Genomic DNA, 15,225 nt, shown 5'->3' with positions numbered 1-15,225 from the left:
AGGACGCCCCGGCCCGCTCTGCGCCCTTCGTACGCGCAGCACGTTGCACGACAGAGGAGTACCCCCCAATGCCTGAGACCGAGAACGAGCGAGAGTACGACTACGTTGTCGTCGGCGGCGGCACCGCCGGCTCCGTCATCGCCTCCCGTCTGACCGAGAACCCCGACGTCACCGTCGCCGTCATCGAGGGCGGCCCCAGCGACATCGACCGCGAGGACGTCCTCACCCTGCGCCGGTGGATGGGCCTGCTCGGCGGAGAGCTCGACTACGACTACCCGACCACCGAGCAGCCGCGCGGCAACTCTCACATCCGGCACAGCCGCGCCCGGGTGCTCGGCGGCTGCTCGTCCCACAACACGCTCATCGCGTTCAAGCCGCTGCCGTCCGACTGGGACGAGTGGGAGGCGGCGGGCGCCGAGGGCTGGGGTGCGCTGCCGATGGAGGCGTACTACGCGCGACTCCTCAACAACATCGTCCCGGTCGACGAGAAGGACCGGAACGCGATCGCGCGCGACTTCGTCGACGCCGCCCGGTCCGCGCTCGAGGTGCCGCGCGTGGAGGGCTTCAACGAGAAGCCGTTCACGGAGGGCGTCGGCTTCTTCGACCTCGCGTACCACCCGGAGAACAACAAGCGTTCCAGTGCATCGGTCGCGTATCTGCATCCCGTCATGGACACCAGGCCCAACCTCCGTCTCTTCCTGGAGACTTGGGCGTACAGGCTGGAGCTGGACGGCACGCGCACGAAGGGCGTGCACGTCCGCACCAAGGACGGCGAGGAGATCCTCGTACGGGCGAAGAACGAGGTGCTGCTGTGCGCGGGCGCCGTCGATTCGCCCCGGCTGCTGCTGCACTCCGGCATCGGCCCGAAGAAGCAGCTGAAGGAACTCGGCATCCCCGTCGCACTCGACCTGCCGGGCGTCGGCGAGAACCTGCTCGACCACCCGGAGTCGGTGATCGTCTGGGAGACGCACGGGCCGATCCCCGAGAACTCCGCGATGGACAGTGACGCGGGACTGTTCGTACAGCGTGATCCGGAGCACCAGGGCCCCGACCTGATGTTCCACTTCTACCAGATCCCGTTCACGGACAATCCGGAGCGACTGGGCTACGAGCGCCCGGAGTTCGGCGTCTCGATGACGCCCAACATCCCCAAGCCGAAAAGCCGCGGCCGCCTCTACCTGACCAGTGCCGACCCGGCGGTCAAGCCCGCCCTCGACTTCCGGTACTTCACGGACGAGGACGATCACGACGGCCGCACCCTCGTCGACGGCATCAGGATCGCGCGCGAGATCGCGAAGACCGAGCCGCTGGCGCACTGGCTGAAGCGCGAGGTGTGCCCGGGCCCCGGCGTCACCGGTGACGCGGAACTCAGCGAGTACGCGCGCAAGGTGGCGCACACCGTGTACCACCCGGCGGGTACGTGCCGCATGGGGGCCGTCAGCGATGAACAGGCCGTCGTAGCTCCGGACTTGAAAATCCGCGGCCTCGAAGGGATCCGTATCGCCGACGCGTCCGTCTTTCCGACGATGCCTGCGGTGAACCCGATGATCGGGGTCCTGATGGTCGGTGAGAAGTGCGCGGAGTTGCTGAACGCGGCTTCCGATGAGAGGAGTCAGGCCCGATGAGCGATACCAGCACCCCTGCGAAGCCCGGTTTCGGCAAGGAACCCGAGTCGTCGGACGTGACGCAGCGGCCGACCGTCTTCGGCGTCCGCAACCTCTGGAAGGTCTTCGGACCGAAGGCCGACCGCATCCCGGGCGACCCGGAGCTCACCGAGCTGTCGCAGACCGAACTACGTGCCCGCACGGGGTGCACCGCGGCCGTGCGGGATGTCTCCTTCGACGTGCGCAAGGGCGAAGTCTTCGTCGTCATGGGCCTGTCGGGATCCGGCAAGTCCACCCTGGTGCGCTGTCTGACGCGGCTCATCGAGCCGACCTCGGGCACGGTGGAGATCGACGGCGAGGACGTACTCGCCATGGACAGGAACCGGCTGCGGGAACTGCGCAGGCACCGCGCCTCGATGGTCTTCCAGCACTTCGGGCTGCTGCCGCACCGTTCCGTCCTCGACAACGTCGCGTACGGCCTGGAGATCCAGGGCATGGGCAAGGCCGAACGGCGCGCGAAGGCCGCGGAGATGGTGGCCAAGGTCGGGCTCGAAGGGCTGGAGCAGCGCAGGCCGGTCCAGCTGTCCGGAGGCCAGCAGCAGCGTGTCGGACTGGCGCGGGCGCTCGCCGTCGACCCCGAGGTGCTGCTCTTCGACGAGCCGTTCAGCGCGCTCGACCCGCTGATCCGGCGGGACATGCAGGAGGAGGTCATCCGCCTGCACAGCGAGGAGGGCCGCACCATGGTCTTCATCACCCACGACCTGAGCGAGGCGCTGCGCGTGGGCGACCGGATCGCCCTGATGCGGGACGGCCGGATCGTGCAGCTCGGCACCCCGGAGGAGATCGTCGGCTCCCCGGCCGACGACTACGTACGGGACTTCGTGCGCGACGTACCGCGCGAGCAGGTCATCACGGTGCGCACGGCCATGCGTGCTGGAGACTGCGGCGGCCCCGGACATCCCGGCGCCCTCGCCCCGGACACGGTCGTCTCCTGCGCCATCGAGACCGTCGCCCGCAGCGGCGCCCCCGCCTGTGTGGTGGAGGACGGCCGCTGCCTGGGCGTCGTCGACCACGAGGGGCTGCTGCGGGTCGTCGCGGGCCTCGGCCGCGAGGAGGTCGCGGCCTGATGCGTATACCGAGCAGCCTTCGCCTTCCGGCGGTCCGTCCGCATACCCGGGGGTGGGCCGCATGAGCGCCGTCGTCACGCCCGCCCCGCCGCCCGCCCCCACCGACCTGTCCAAGGAGCCCGCGCCCGTCGCGGCCCCCTCCCTGACGCAGCATCGCCTCGTACGCAGGCTCCTGCCGTTCGCCGTCGCCATGGTTGTGCTCATTCCGCTCTGCGCCGTCCTGTGGGGCAGCGGGAGCTGGCCGTCCGATCTGACCGTCGACGTCTCCACTCCCCTCGACCACGCCTACGACTGGGTCGTCGAGAACCGGGACACCAGCCCGGTCTTCCTCTACTTCCTGCTGCACCTGAGCAACTGGGCCGAGTCCTCCGTGGACTCGGTGACCGGCTTCCTGGAGAGCCTCGGCTGGTTCGGGGTGACCGCGGCCGCGGTGCTGCTGGCCTGGCGGGTCGGCGGCCCGGGTCGGCGCGGCCTGAAGGCGGCCGCCACCGCGCTCGGCGTGTTCGCGGTGTGCGGGCTGCTCGGCATGTGGGAAGCCACCATGGAGACGCTCGCGCTCATGGCGGTCTCGGTCGCCGTCTCCGCGGTGATCGGCGCGCTGCTCGGTCTCGGCGCAGGGCTCTCGGACCGTTTCGAGCGCATCCTGCGCCCGGTCCTCGACACCATGCAGATCATGCCGGCGTTCGCGTATCTGCTGCCGCTCGTGCTGATCTTCGACATCGGCGTGCCGTCCGCGCTGATCGCGACCGTCATCTACGCGGCGCCGCCGATGGCCCGGCTCACCGCGCTCGGCCTGCGCGACGCCGACGCCGGGGTCATGGAGGCCTCCGCGTCGCTGGGTGCGAGCCCGCTGCAGCGGCTGCTGACCGCACGGCTGCCACTGGCCCGCAAGGAGATCCTGCTCGGCCTCAACCAGACGATCATGATGGCGCTCTCGATGGTCACCATCGCCTCGGTGATCGGCGCGGGCGGCCTCGGTGAAGAGGTGTTCCGGGCCCTGTCGACCGTCGACGTCGGGAAGGCACTCGCGGCGGGCATCCCGATCGTGCTCCTTGCCATCTGGCTGGACCGCACGACGGCGGCCGCGGGACACCGGCTGGGCGAGGCTGCCGTGGACGCCGCCTCTCCCTGGCTGCACGGGTGGCGCGGCTGGGTCCTGGTGGGCGCCGCGTTCGCCGCTCCGGCCGGGGCCGGCAAGGCCCTGCTGGTCGACGAGTGGCCCGAGGGCTGGACCGTGGACATCTCGGAACCGGTCAACAAGGCGGTCGACTGGTTCACCGGCCACCTGGCCGAGGGTGTGCCCGTCCTGGGCGGCACCCGCACCTGGGCGGACGGCTTCACCACCTGGGTCCTCAACCCGCTGCGGGACGGTCTGACCGCCATGCCGTGGTGGTCGCTGGTGCTGCTGGCCGCGGTGCTGGCTCTGCTGGCGGGCGGCTGGGGCGCGATGTGCACGGCGGCGCTCGCGATGGCCGGAGTCGGTGTCATCGGGGTGTGGCAGCACTCCCTGGACACCCTGTCGCAGGCCATCGCCGGTGTGGTCTTCACCCTGCTGGCCGGCTTCGTGATGGGTGTGGCGGCGGCCCGGATGCCCCTGCTGGAGCGCGTACTGCGACCCGTGCTGGACACGATGCAGACCCTGCCGCAGTTCATTTATCTGATCCCGGTGGTGGCTCTCTTCAACGTGGGGCGGTCCGCCGCCGTCGCCGCCGCCTTCCTGTACGCGCTGCCCGCCGTGATCAGGATCACCGTGCAGGGTCTACGCCAGGTCGACGCCTCGACGCTGGAGGCGGCCCGTTCCATGGGCGCCAGTACGTACCAGCAGATCCGCCAGGTGCAGCTGCCGCTGGCCCGGCCCGCGCTGATGCTCGCGCTCAACCAGGGCGTGGTGCTGGTGCTCGCCATGGTCATCATGGGCGGCTTCGTCGGCTCCGGCGCGCTCGGCTACGACGTCGTCTACGGCCTGCAGAAGAGCAACCTCGGTGTCGGTCTGACCGCGGGCGTCGCCATCGTCCTGCTCGGCCTCGTCCTGGACCGGACCACGCAGCGTCGCGCGCCGAGGAACGAGAGCTCCTGAACCCCACAGGCGGCACGAGAAGCCCAGCCCAGCCCGGTCCAGCCCGGAACGAAGCAGCGAGCAACGAAGCGCAGCCGCTCAGCGCAGGACATCCTGCCCGACCGAAACGAGAGACACCCCCACCATGAAGAACAAAGATCACGCCCGCCGGGCCGTCGCGGCCACCACCGTCGTCCTGGCCGTCATCGGCCTGAGCGCCTGCGGTGCCGCCAAGACGAACTCGTCCTCCGGCTCCGGCAAGGTCACCATCACCGTCCCGTCCTGGGTCGGTGCCGAGGCCAACGCTGCTGTGGCCAAGTACATCCTGGAGAACGAGCTCGACACCGAGGTCGAAGAGACCCAGCTCGACGAGTCGGTCGCCTTCGACGCGCTCAGCAGCGGCAAGGCCGACGCCATCCTGGAGGACTGGGGCGGCGCGCCGAAGAAGGTCTCGCAGTACGTCGACGACAAGAAGAGCATCGTCGAGGCCGGCGACCTCGGCGTCACCGGCCACATCGGCTGGTACGTGCCGAAATACCTCGTGGACGAGCACCCGGACATCACCGACTGGAAGAACCTCAACAAGTACAAGAGCCTCTTCAAGACCGCGGAGAGCGGCGACAAGGGCCAGCTGCTGGAGGGCTCGCCGTCGTACACCACCAACGACGACGCGCTCATCAAGAATCTGAAGCTGGACTACAAGACGGTCTACTCGGGCTCCGAGGCCACCCAGATCACCCAGATCAAGGAGAACTACAAGGCCAAGAAGCCGTTCATCAGCTACTGGTGGACGCCGCAGTGGCTCAACGCCCAGCTCGACCTGGTCGAGGTGAAGCTGCCCGAGTACAAGACGGGCTGCGACGCGGACACGAAGAAGATCGCCTGCGGCTACGCGAAGACCCCGCTGCAGAAGTACCTCAACGCCGACTTCGCCAAGAACGGCGGTGACGCGGCCCAGTTCCTGAAGAACTTCAACTGGACCGCCGACCAGCAGAACGAGGTCGCCGCCATGATCGCGGGCGACAAGATGAGTGCCGACAAGGCCGCCGAGAAGTGGGTCAAGGAGAACAAGGCCGTCTGGAAGGCGTGGCTGCCGAAGAAGTAGCCCGCAGGGGACGGCCCGGCTCTGCCTCCGGTGGTTCCGCGAGGCAGTCCCCCCGGAGCGGTCCTCGCGCACGTGCCGGGGGCCTCCTGACGGGGCCCCGGCACGTTCGCGAGGCCCGGATAACAGCTGAGAGCGTGCTCCACTTCGGCCATCTCGTCGCGGGCCGTTTCTGTGACGCCGCGAAGGCCGCTCAGGTCCGTGGGGTCGGCAGCGGCGGCTCCTCGGGCCCACGCAGCCGGTCCCCACGGCTCACCGCCACGCGTACGGCATCCCTCAGCGCCTCGGTCAACCGGGCGGCCAGATAACGGACCTGGGCGGCCCCGGTCTTCGGATCCGCCAGCAGCTCCTCCGCGTGCCCGATCAGTTCCACTCCCATACCGAGTTGCACGGCCTCGATCTGATCGGCAACTCGGGAGACGTGGCCAGGGGCGTCGCGATCAGTGATCAGCAGACCCGTCCTGCCGTCTGCGCCCTTCCAGGGCAGAAGGCGAGTGGTGGGATTCGGCATGAGGGGACCTGCTTCCGTGAGGTCGCTGTTTCGGGCAGCCGCAAGGGCTCCCGGCCCTGCGGTGGGCGTACGACCACGACCGTAGAAGGCACTGGCACACGGACGGGGCAGAGTTTCTGTCCCCATCTCTCCACGCGTCGATCAGGCAGCCAGAACACCTAGTTTCACGGCGAGTTCACCGGCCCTGCGGCGCTGGGCCGCGCTCTTGGACTCTGTCTCTTCGAGCACGATCCGGCGTGCGTATCCGTTGTAGCGAATGGTCTCGGGGGCCGACTCGTACGCCTTGCCCAGTGCGGCCAAAGCCGCTTCCGGCTGGCCGTCGAGTTGGTATCCGCGTGCCTCCTCGATGCGGTGCCGAGCCCGTCTGGGCCGGGAAGGAATCGCGGACGAGTCGGCTGCAGCGGCCTGCCGCACGCTCTCCCCGCCCGCGTGCAGTTCCACGGCCACGGTCACGGCGTGCGCACCCATGATGGCGCGGGAGAACGAGGTGACCGGGTGGTAGTAGCCCGCGGGAAGCCGCGCGGACATGGCGCGCGCAACGTCCCAGTGTCCCCAGGCGCTGCCGCTGTCACCGCGGCGAGCCGCGGTGTACCCAGCCTCGAAACGAAGGGCCCCCGCAATGGCGAGCACGTCGTCGGCGGCGTCCGCCAGCAGCGGCTCCAGATGAGCGAGGGTTTCCATGGTCACAGCATCGGCCGCGTCGAAATGTGCGGGGCCGCTGTCGCGATGGGCCTGAGCGGCGAGCCACGCGGCCACCCCCACGGTGTGCGGGTCCTCGGATTCCATGGCGGCGACCATGCCGCGCTCGACGACCCGCCAGAGCAGCGACCCATCGGGCTGGTAGGCGAGGAAGAACTGACTGAGGCTGTACGCCTGGGAGAGCAGTGCCTGCGCGGCACGTCGCTCAGCCGAGGTTTCGGACTGCCGTACCGCGAGCTGCGCATCACGGATCAGACCGGGCAGCAGTGCACCGATGACCTCACGGTGGTTGGCCGCCGCGTGCCGCGCCCGCCAGGCGTGAGCGAGGCGGGCCTCCACGTGCGCGGTGGGCGGCGCCTCGCACGCGCTGGTGAAGGGATACGTATCGATCGCCGCCCGCACCTGCGCGAGCCGCGCATGACCGGGACCGGCGAACAACGCGACCGGCCGGGACTGATCGCCGGTCAGTTCAGCGAGATCACCGACGCGCAGCGCCTCCGCGATCCGCAGCATCATCGGCAGCTTGGGCATCTGCAACTGCCCGCTCTCGACCTGCTTGACCCAGCTCGGTGACCTGCCCACCAGCCCGGCGAGGACAGGGCGACTCATACCCCGGCGGGAGCGCAGCACCTGCATGCGCTGGCCGAACGCGATGGGTTCCGGAGCGGGGCTGCCTACGCCTTCTGGGGATGAATCGGGGGTGGCTTCGGACGACACGATCGTGCCCCTCTCTGCAGGCGACGCACATCACGTCCAGGGTAGGGCGCACCTCGCGTTCGTACGCCCGTGTTCGTGGCGGACTTGTACGGTGGCAACCTCCGTACGGGGCGCGGTCGATCACGTTCGAACCAGCATGCAGAATTCCGAGCGGTGGACGCGGGCCAATCCGCAATGCAGGGACACCCATTGCCAAGGTCGTACCGCCGTACCCGGTGGCGAGACGGAGCCGGCGCGGCCTGTTCAGCACCCACGCCCCCGCGTTGAGTGCACGCTTCGTGACCTACCTGCGTCCCAGCGATCGCCGCCCTGCTCGGCATGCCCCAGACGGCCGCCCGCACCGTGTCACGCGCCTCCTTCGCCAAGGTCGCCGAGTACCAGAAGCGCGGCTTGGTCCACTTCCACGCGGTCATCCGGCTCGACGGCCCGGACGGCAGCACCCAGCCCCCGCCGCCGTACGCCACCGTCGCCGTGCCGTGCCGTGCCGTGCCGTGCCGTGCCGTGCCGTGCCGTGCCGTGCCGTGCCGTGCCGCTGCGGGCGACGTCCGCCATGGACCGGACGTTGCCGGCCTCGTCTTACCGATAGGTCACGTTGCGGTCGACACCGGGCTGGTCCTGGCGGTCGACGCGCAAGGCTGATGCCCACACCGTTGTCGAGTGAGACCCAGTCCTTGGTGCTGGAGGCGCCGATGAAGTTGGCCGTCACCGTGCCCCAGTCACGGGCCTGCTTCGCCGTCTCGAAGTACAAGGGCCTGCTGATTGACTTGCTCAGTACCTTCCCGCCCGGCTTGTCATGGGCTTGCTCCAGTCGGGAGGGCGGCCGGGGCTGGAGCGCAAGGGGGGAGATCTGCACGGCGGCTCACCTTGCCCTTGTGGCTGTGTCCTTTGGGCGCGCCATCATGGCGTCTGGCGTACGCCCCGGTCCCACAGTTCCTCGGCGTGTTCCGCGAACCGGTCGAACATCCCGCTGTCGCCTTGGCGGCGCAGATGCAGGAGAGGCGAGTCGTGGCCGACCAGCCGGGCCAAGTGGGGTGTCACGAGTGCGTCGTGGTCGAACCTGAACACGGACAGGGACACGTGATTCACAGCGTCTTGGGGGTTACTGAAACGCGTTTCCAGGCCGTCCAAGGGGCCGAGGCGTCCCAGGTGCTCCAGGCTGATCCGGATGCGCGTGGCGACACTCAGGGCGACGTCCTCGATGGACTCGCGCTGACGGGTCACCTCCCCGTCGGGATCACCGAGCAGGAAGCGCACCCGGCATCCCGTCTCGATCTTCCTGCGCAGTGTGTCGACGAATGCCGGTTGCTCCAGCCACACGAAGTAGTTGGTGTAACCAGCCAGGAAGATGTCCGTCGTGGCGCCCTCGATCAGCTCGCCCCACACCGTCGACGGGCAGGCGGAACGGTACGGGTAGGCGTGCACCAACTCGCGGTCGTGACCGGTCTTCACGCGTTCCTGTACGGCCTTCGGCCAGATCATCTCTTCGTCCACCTTCAGCGCCCGGCACGCGTCGACACGGTTCCTTGCATGGGGTACCAACTCGGCATCGGCCAGCCACCGTTCCACCGTCTTGGGCGCCACGCCGATACGGGCGGCGAGTTTCCGTGGCGAGAGCTTGGCGTCTGCCATAGCCGATCGTAGAGCGACATTCAAGACTTCCCCCCGCGACATTTTGGCCTTTTTGAACCGTAGCGCTCAACGGTCCAACTGTCCCTGATTCATGGCGAGATACATCCACAAGGGGCGAGCAGCATCACAGCTATGACAGCTCGCAGGACAACGATGGACAAGCCCGTACACCTTCAGCTCTCCCCGGAGCCTCCGCAACCGGCAGAGGGCTGCGATGTGTGCGCGGCTCTGGTCGAACAGAGACTGGAGGCCAGGGCGCGAGGCGACTACTCGGACGCGACGGACGCAGACGTGGAGATCCGTAACCACCCTCACAGGACCAGGGGGCGCCGACGATGACGCAGGGGGCGAAGGCGTTGGAGATGCAGCAGTGGCGCGAGGGACGTAAGGCGGCGGAAGACGCTGTCGAGGCGCTCAGGCAGGCGCTGGCGGTGCGTGGCTTTCCTGCCGACCGGATCAGCCACCTGCGACCTGCGGTGGCCTGCTCCGGGAGGCCGTACGTCCATCTGGGGATGCTCCCCGCCGACATGGTGGAGTGCCTGGCGGAGGCCCTGAGGCGCGACGAGTCGCCCAGGCCGTAGAGGTCCCCTGGCGGAGCGATGCGCCCATGGGCGGTCGGCGCTTCTGGAGCGGCCGCTCACCGGCCAGCCACGATGTCGTTGCGCAGAGGGTCACTGCCACCACCAGCCGCAACGGACTGCGCATCCACGCCGCACTCAACACCGGGTGGGGTCTGCCCAACCGGCGTCCGTATCGGCGACGCGGGCACGGCAGCCTGCCAATGCCCCAGCGACAGCAGCCTCGTCGGCCGCGCATCACGGGGAGCATTTCGACCGGATACCCGCACCATGGTGGGGCGCGAACGTGACACCCCCAGGTGCGGGTGTCACGTTTCCGTACGGGGTGGGGTCTCTGTCCCTCACGCCTCCGTGATCGCCGTCGCCCACCAGGGCGCCAGGCGCTGTACGTCGCGGGCCGTTTCCGTGACGCCGCTCAGGAAGCCCTGGGCGCGCGGGGATGCCGTGTCGCGGAGCCATTCCGGGGCGATGTCGCAGACCGCGACCTTGACGTCCGTACCGACGAGGGCGAGGGGCAGGGTGTGGACGACCGTGGAGGGGAAGCTCAGGACCGTACGGCCGATGGGGCCGCGGCGGGCGACGAGTTCCAGGGGGAGGTCGGGGCGGACGATCTCCAGGCCGGTGGCGGCTTCCAGGGCGTGGAGCTTGTCGGTGGACTCGCGGCGGTGGGCGAAGTAGCGGGTGGCCCCATGGGTGCGAGCCAGGGCCGCGACGGCCTCCAGGTATTGGGCCCGGTCGACCACGCCCGTCTCGACGAGCGAGGTGCCGACCAGGTCCGCGCCCTTGGTGAGCAGCGGCGGGCCGAAGCGGGCGCGGGTCCAGGCGAAGGTGTTGGGGGTGACGGTGACGCCGGGCGGAGCCTCGACCGGCATCGCCGTGAAGACCTCGACCGTACGGGTGGCGGACGGGGTGAAGCGGCTGCGGGCGCGGGCCGTGACCGGGGCCAGGACCAGTTCGCGCGGGCCCGAGCTTCCCTTGCGGTGCCAGCGCACCAGGCGCTCTCCGCGGGCCAGTTGGGCGACGAACTCCATGGTGGCCGTGCCGTCGTCGACCACCGTGAGACGGCGGGCGCGGACCATGGTGAGCAGGAGCTGGACGTAGCGGGAGAAGGGGTCGCCGATGACGATCCGCTCCGCCCTGCGCAGCAGCCCGGCCAGTGAACGCAGGGTCTTCAGGGGCGCGCCGGGGCCGCCGCGCGCCTCCTGCCAGCGGACGTTGACGCCCTCGTCGCGGGCCAGCTCCGCCATCCGGCGCAGCTGGCCGCGCGACATCGGGTCGACCGGGGGGAGGACGACGAGCGTGATGTCCGTGAGGGCATGGTCGTCGCCTCCCTCTGTGTAGGCCCACTCCAGGACGTTCAGGAGCTGGACCGGGCTCTCGACGAAGGCGAGGTTCACCGGTCGGCCCGTCAGACCGCGACCGGCTCGGCGGCCGGGGCCGTCTCGGCGCTCTCGGCGCTCTCGGCGCTCTCGGCGATGACGCCCGCGACCCGGCGGAGCTTCTTCATCGGGCCGAGCTCGGACTCGTACACCTTCTTGATGCCGTCGCCGAGCGAGGCCTCAATGGTGCGGATGTCGCGGACGAGGCGGGTGAGGCCCTGCGGCTCGACGGAGGCGGCCTGGTCGGAGCCCCACATGGCGCGGTCGAGGGTGATGTGGCGCTCGACGAACGCGGCGCCGAGGGCGACGGCGGCAAGGGTCGTCTGGAGGCCGGTCTCGTGGCCGCTGTAGCCGATCGGGACGTTCGGGTACTCCTGCTGGAGGGTGTTGATGACCCGGAGGTTCAGCTCCTGGGCCTTGGCCGGGTACGTCGAAGTGGCGTGGCAGAGAAGGATGTTGTCCGATCCCAGGACCTCTACCGCGTGGCGGATCTGGCGCGGGGTCGACATGCCGGTGGAGAGGATGATCGTGCGGCCGGTCGCCCTCAGGGCGCGCAGGAGTTCGTCGTCGGTGAGGGAGGCCGAGGCCACCTTGTGCGCCGGGACGTCGAACTTTTCCAGGAAGGCGACGGCCTCGGTGTCCCACGGGGAGGCGAACCAGTCGATGCCGCGCTTGGCGCAGTGCTCGGAGATGGCCTGGTACTCGGCCTCGCCGAACTCGACGCGGTGGCGGTAGTCGATGTACGTCATCCGGCCCCAGGGGGTGTCGCGCTCGATGTCCCACTGGTCGCGCGGGGTGCAGATCTCCGGGGTGCGCTTCTGGAACTTGACGGCGTCGCAGCCGGCTTCGGCCGCCACGTCGATCAGCGCGAGGGCGTTGTCGAGGTCGCCGTTGTGGTTGATGCCGATCTCGCCGGTGACGTAGACGGGCCGGCCCGGGCCCGCGGTGCGGGTGCCGAGGGTGCGCAGACGGGAGGTGCTCATGAGGTGCGTTCCTTACTTGGGGGACTGGGGGGGGTGCTTGGGGGGAGTTACTCGGGGGACTGGGTGGGAGCTGTGGCCGTGAGGGTGGGGCCCAGCAGCCAGGCCGCGATCTCGCGGATGGCGCCGAAGCCGCCGGGGGTGGTCGTGACGGCGCGCGCCGCTGCGCGTACCGAGTCATGGGCGCTCGCGACCGCGACGGGCCAGCCGGCCAGCGCGAAGCACGGCAGGTCGTTGACGTCGTTGCCGACGTAGAGGACGCGTTCCGGAGCGATGGACTGTTCGTCGCACCACTGCTTGAGCGCCAGGTCCTTGCGGTCGATGCCGTGCAGGACCGGGATGCGGAGCTTGTGGGCGCGGGCCGCGACGACCGGGTTCTGTTCCGTGGAGAGGATCAGCAGCGGCATTCCGGCCTTGCGCAGGGCCGCGATGCCCAGGCCGTCGCCGCGGTGGACGGCGACGATCTCGCGTCCGTCGGCGTCGATGAGGACCCGGTCGTCGGTCTGTGTGCCGTCGAAGTCGAGGACGACCGCGTCGATGTCGTCCCGGGTGGGCAGCGGTGAGGGGTCCAGGAGCGGCGCGAGGGCGCGGGCGCGGGCCAGGTCGTGCGGGTCGTCGATCTCCAGGACCCGGGCGGCGTCGGTGCGCACCAGGGCGGTGTGGCCGAAGAAGCGGTGGCGGTGGATACGGAAGCCCGCGGCGTTCATGGCGTACGCGGTGCCGGTCTCCAGCAGGTCCTCCGGGCGGTCCTGGCGCATCTGCCGGACGGACTTGTCGTGGTTGACGCCGTAGTTGTCCTCCTTGGGCGCACTGCCGTCGCGCCAGAGGAAGCCGTGGAACGGAGCCACCGTGACCGCCGTGTCGGCGCCGTCGCGGGCGACGGCCGCGGCGACGCCGTCGATGTCCTCCCGTACGACGAAGGGGCTGGTGCACTGGACCAGCAGCACCACGTCGGCCTTCCGGTCGTGCATCGCCTCGTACGCGTCCAGGGCGTGCAGCACCGCGTCCTCGCTGCTCGACTTGTCCCCCGCGATGGCCGCCGGACGCTGGACGATGTGCACCCGCTCCGGGGCGCCCAGCGTGTCGCCGGCGGCGCGGGCCACGTCGGCGATGGCCGCGTCGTCGGTGGTCACGACGACGTCCGTGACCTCACGGGAGGCCAGGCAGGCGCGTACGGCACGGGCGACCAGCGGTACGCCGCCGACCTGGGCGAGGTTCTTGGCCGGGACGCCCTTGGATCCGCCGCGGGCGGGGATCACGGCGAGCACGGTCGGGGTCGGGGTCATCTCTGCTCCTGAAGTGATGTTCACAGCTCGCCCATCCGCCGGATGACGGGGGCGACCCGCTGGACGCCCTGCCGGTACGCGCCGCGCGCCGCTTCCCGGACCGCGTCACGGACCGCGCCGCGCACTCCGCTGACCTCGCGGGGCCGTTCGGCACCCGGCAGCGGGTGGCCGTCGGGGGCCAGGTGGTGGCGGGCGAGGATCCCGGGGAGGTAGCCGGGGGCGGTGGCGGGTGTGTAGTACGGGGCGAGGTCGGGCAGGCGGGCGGCGTCGAGCAGGGCTTCGACGCGTGCGCGGGCGTTGTCGTAGGCGGTGGCGTACGTGCCGTCGGCGGCGACGCCCTGTCCGGCCAGCCACTCCGGGTCGGGCTCCGGGCGGAAGCCGCCGTCCAGGTGGTCCCAGGAGGTGAGCAGGCCGGAGCCGATGAAGTGGTGGTTGCCGAGGGCCTCGCGGACGCCGAGGTCGGTGAGGATCGCGGTCGGGATGCGCCGGTGCAGGGACTCCAGCGCGGCGGTCGAGGAGACCGTGACCAGCAGGTCGGTGCGGTCCAGGACCTCGCCCATGTGCCCGTACACCAGACGGAAGTTGAGCGGCAGTCCGCCGGGCAGCTTCTCCGCGAGCCGCTGGTACGGGAGTTCCTCGATGTGCGTGGTGTGCTCGCCGGGCTTGGAGCGCAGCTTCAGCAGCACCTCGCGGTCCGGGTGCAGCCTGGCGTGCTCGACGAGCCTGCGCAGCAGATACGTACGGTCGGCGCGGGAGGCCGGTACGGAGGGCTGGGCGGCGAAGACGACCGTGTCGCGGCCCTCCTGCGGGCGGTGCGGCTCGCCGCCGAGGAACGGCAGGGCGGCCTCCGTGACGGCCGAGGCATCGGCGCCCACTCCCTCGTACACCGCGCGGAAACGCTCCGCGTCGTGGCGGGAGTTGGCGAGGACGACGTCCGCGCCGTGCCGCAGCAGCAGTCCGTCGGCGAGCTTCTCGTAGACGACGCCGACATAACCGGTGACGACGACGGGCCTGGCCGGCAGCCGCAGCGCGGCCAGACCGTGCAGCATCGCCTGGACGGCTCCCCCGACGAGAGCGAGCACGACGATGTCGTATCCCTCGTCCCGCACCTTGTGCAGGAATTCGACGGCCGTCACCTCGCGCACCCGGTCGGCGTCGATACCGACGTCGCCGACCTCGGCGAGCTGGCGCGGGGTCGGGGTGGCCCGGCCGCGCAGCAGCAGTCCGCTGATCTCGACGCGCTGCGCCGACGTCCCGGACGCGCCGGCGGTGAGGCGGCGCGCGGTGAGCGCGCCCCATTTCCAGCGGGTGTCGGAGTCGGCGAGTACGGCTACCCGGAGGGCGGTCGTCTTTTCGGTACGTGGGGGCACGTCCCAGAACTTAGGAAGGCATTTTGATTCACGGCCCAACGTGATGGCAACAGCTGGTTAACAGCCCGACGACGCTTGGCGAATCGCTCGCACAAAATCCCCCACACGAAACAAGGGATCGACCGGTTCATCATTTCTACATTCTTCGTTCACCTGCCGTCTTTTCCGGGGCCAAGGCAAATGACGG

General features: G+C 69.9%; 13 protein-coding genes. 6 read left to right on the top strand and 7 right to left on the bottom strand.

The genetic code is table 11. From position 1 onward, the window contains the following. Positions 1 to 68: 68 nt before the first annotated feature. The 4 genes from ACZ7IB_RS07890 to ACZ7IB_RS07875 all read left to right on the top strand — a co-directional run bounded on the left by ACZ7IB_RS07890 (position 69) and on the right by ACZ7IB_RS07875 (position 5,892). A complete protein-coding gene (locus tag ACZ7IB_RS07890; protein WP_470910088.1) occupies positions 69 to 1,625 on the top strand; it encodes a GMC family oxidoreductase in 1,557 nt (518 codons plus the stop codon). After that, positions 1,622 to 2,731, top strand: coding sequence for a quaternary amine ABC transporter ATP-binding protein (locus tag ACZ7IB_RS07885; RefSeq protein WP_470910086.1), 1,110 nt, complete (start codon positions 1,622 to 1,624; stop codon positions 2,729 to 2,731). The genes ACZ7IB_RS07890 and ACZ7IB_RS07885 overlap by 4 nt, the downstream gene beginning before the upstream one ends. 61 nt (positions 2,732 to 2,792) lie before the next feature. Then, the gene (locus tag ACZ7IB_RS07880; protein WP_470910084.1) at positions 2,793 to 4,808 is read left to right on the top strand and encodes an ABC transporter permease; all 2,016 of its coding nucleotides are present in this window, start codon (positions 2,793 to 2,795) and stop codon (positions 4,806 to 4,808) included. A gap of 124 nt (positions 4,809 to 4,932) precedes the next feature. Then, complete coding sequence (locus ACZ7IB_RS07875; protein WP_470910083.1) at positions 4,933 to 5,892, top strand: ABC transporter substrate-binding protein; 960 nt, start codon at positions 4,933 to 4,935, stop codon at positions 5,890 to 5,892. A gap of 190 nt (positions 5,893 to 6,082) precedes the next feature. Here ACZ7IB_RS07875 and ACZ7IB_RS07870 read toward each other — a convergent pair whose 3' ends face one another. Beyond that, the gene (locus ACZ7IB_RS07870) at positions 6,083 to 6,400 is read right to left on the bottom strand and encodes a hypothetical protein (RefSeq protein WP_470910081.1); all 318 of its coding nucleotides are present in this window, start codon (positions 6,398 to 6,400) and stop codon (positions 6,083 to 6,085) included. A 141-nt stretch (positions 6,401 to 6,541) separates the two neighbouring features. Continuing rightward, complete coding sequence (locus tag ACZ7IB_RS07865; protein WP_470910079.1) at positions 6,542 to 7,816, bottom strand: helix-turn-helix domain-containing protein; 1,275 nt, start codon at positions 7,814 to 7,816, stop codon at positions 6,542 to 6,544. Between the two features lie 318 nt (positions 7,817 to 8,134). Here ACZ7IB_RS07865 and ACZ7IB_RS07860 point away from each other — a divergent pair, with 318 nt between their 5' ends. After that, a complete protein-coding gene (locus ACZ7IB_RS07860) occupies positions 8,135 to 8,455 on the top strand; it encodes a replication initiator (RefSeq protein WP_470910077.1) in 321 nt (106 codons plus the stop codon). Positions 8,456 to 8,713: 258 nt separating this feature from the next. On the opposite strand, the gene ACZ7IB_RS07855 is transcribed toward ACZ7IB_RS07860, so the two are convergent. After that, the gene (locus tag ACZ7IB_RS07855) at positions 8,714 to 9,445 is read right to left on the bottom strand and encodes an XRE family transcriptional regulator (RefSeq protein ID WP_470910075.1); all 732 of its coding nucleotides are present in this window, start codon (positions 9,443 to 9,445) and stop codon (positions 8,714 to 8,716) included. Positions 9,446 to 9,780: 335 nt separating this feature from the next. Between ACZ7IB_RS07855 and ACZ7IB_RS07850 the strand changes: the two genes are divergently transcribed. Beyond that, positions 9,781 to 10,026 carry a hypothetical protein gene (locus ACZ7IB_RS07850; protein WP_470910073.1) on the top strand — a complete coding sequence of 82 codons (246 nt, stop codon included), beginning with the start codon at positions 9,781 to 9,783 and terminating at the stop codon, positions 10,024 to 10,026. A 338-nt stretch (positions 10,027 to 10,364) separates the two neighbouring features. Here the strand turns inward: ACZ7IB_RS07850 and ACZ7IB_RS07845 are convergent, their stop codons facing one another. The 4 genes from ACZ7IB_RS07845 to ACZ7IB_RS07830 are packed head-to-tail and all read right to left on the bottom strand — an operon-like array spanning position 10,365 to position 15,038. Continuing rightward, positions 10,365 to 11,420, bottom strand: a complete 1,056-nt coding sequence (locus tag ACZ7IB_RS07845) for a hypothetical protein (RefSeq protein WP_470910070.1) — start codon at positions 11,418 to 11,420, stop codon at positions 10,365 to 10,367. An 11-nt stretch (positions 11,421 to 11,431) separates the two neighbouring features. Then, the gene (locus ACZ7IB_RS07840) at positions 11,432 to 12,385 is read right to left on the bottom strand and encodes an N-acetylneuraminate synthase family protein (RefSeq protein ID WP_470910068.1); all 954 of its coding nucleotides are present in this window, start codon (positions 12,383 to 12,385) and stop codon (positions 11,432 to 11,434) included. A gap of 47 nt (positions 12,386 to 12,432) precedes the next feature. Continuing rightward, complete coding sequence (locus ACZ7IB_RS07835) at positions 12,433 to 13,668, bottom strand: cytidylyltransferase domain-containing protein (RefSeq protein WP_470910066.1); 1,236 nt, start codon at positions 13,666 to 13,668, stop codon at positions 12,433 to 12,435. A gap of 20 nt (positions 13,669 to 13,688) precedes the next feature. Next, positions 13,689 to 15,038, bottom strand: coding sequence for a DUF6716 putative glycosyltransferase (locus ACZ7IB_RS07830; RefSeq protein ID WP_470910064.1), 1,350 nt, complete (start codon positions 15,036 to 15,038; stop codon positions 13,689 to 13,691). Between the last annotated feature and the right edge of the window lie 187 nt (positions 15,039 to 15,225).

Source organism: Streptomyces sp. NPDC037301, assembly GCF_055602785.1.
This window is presented reverse-complemented; position numbering and strand designations above follow the sequence as displayed.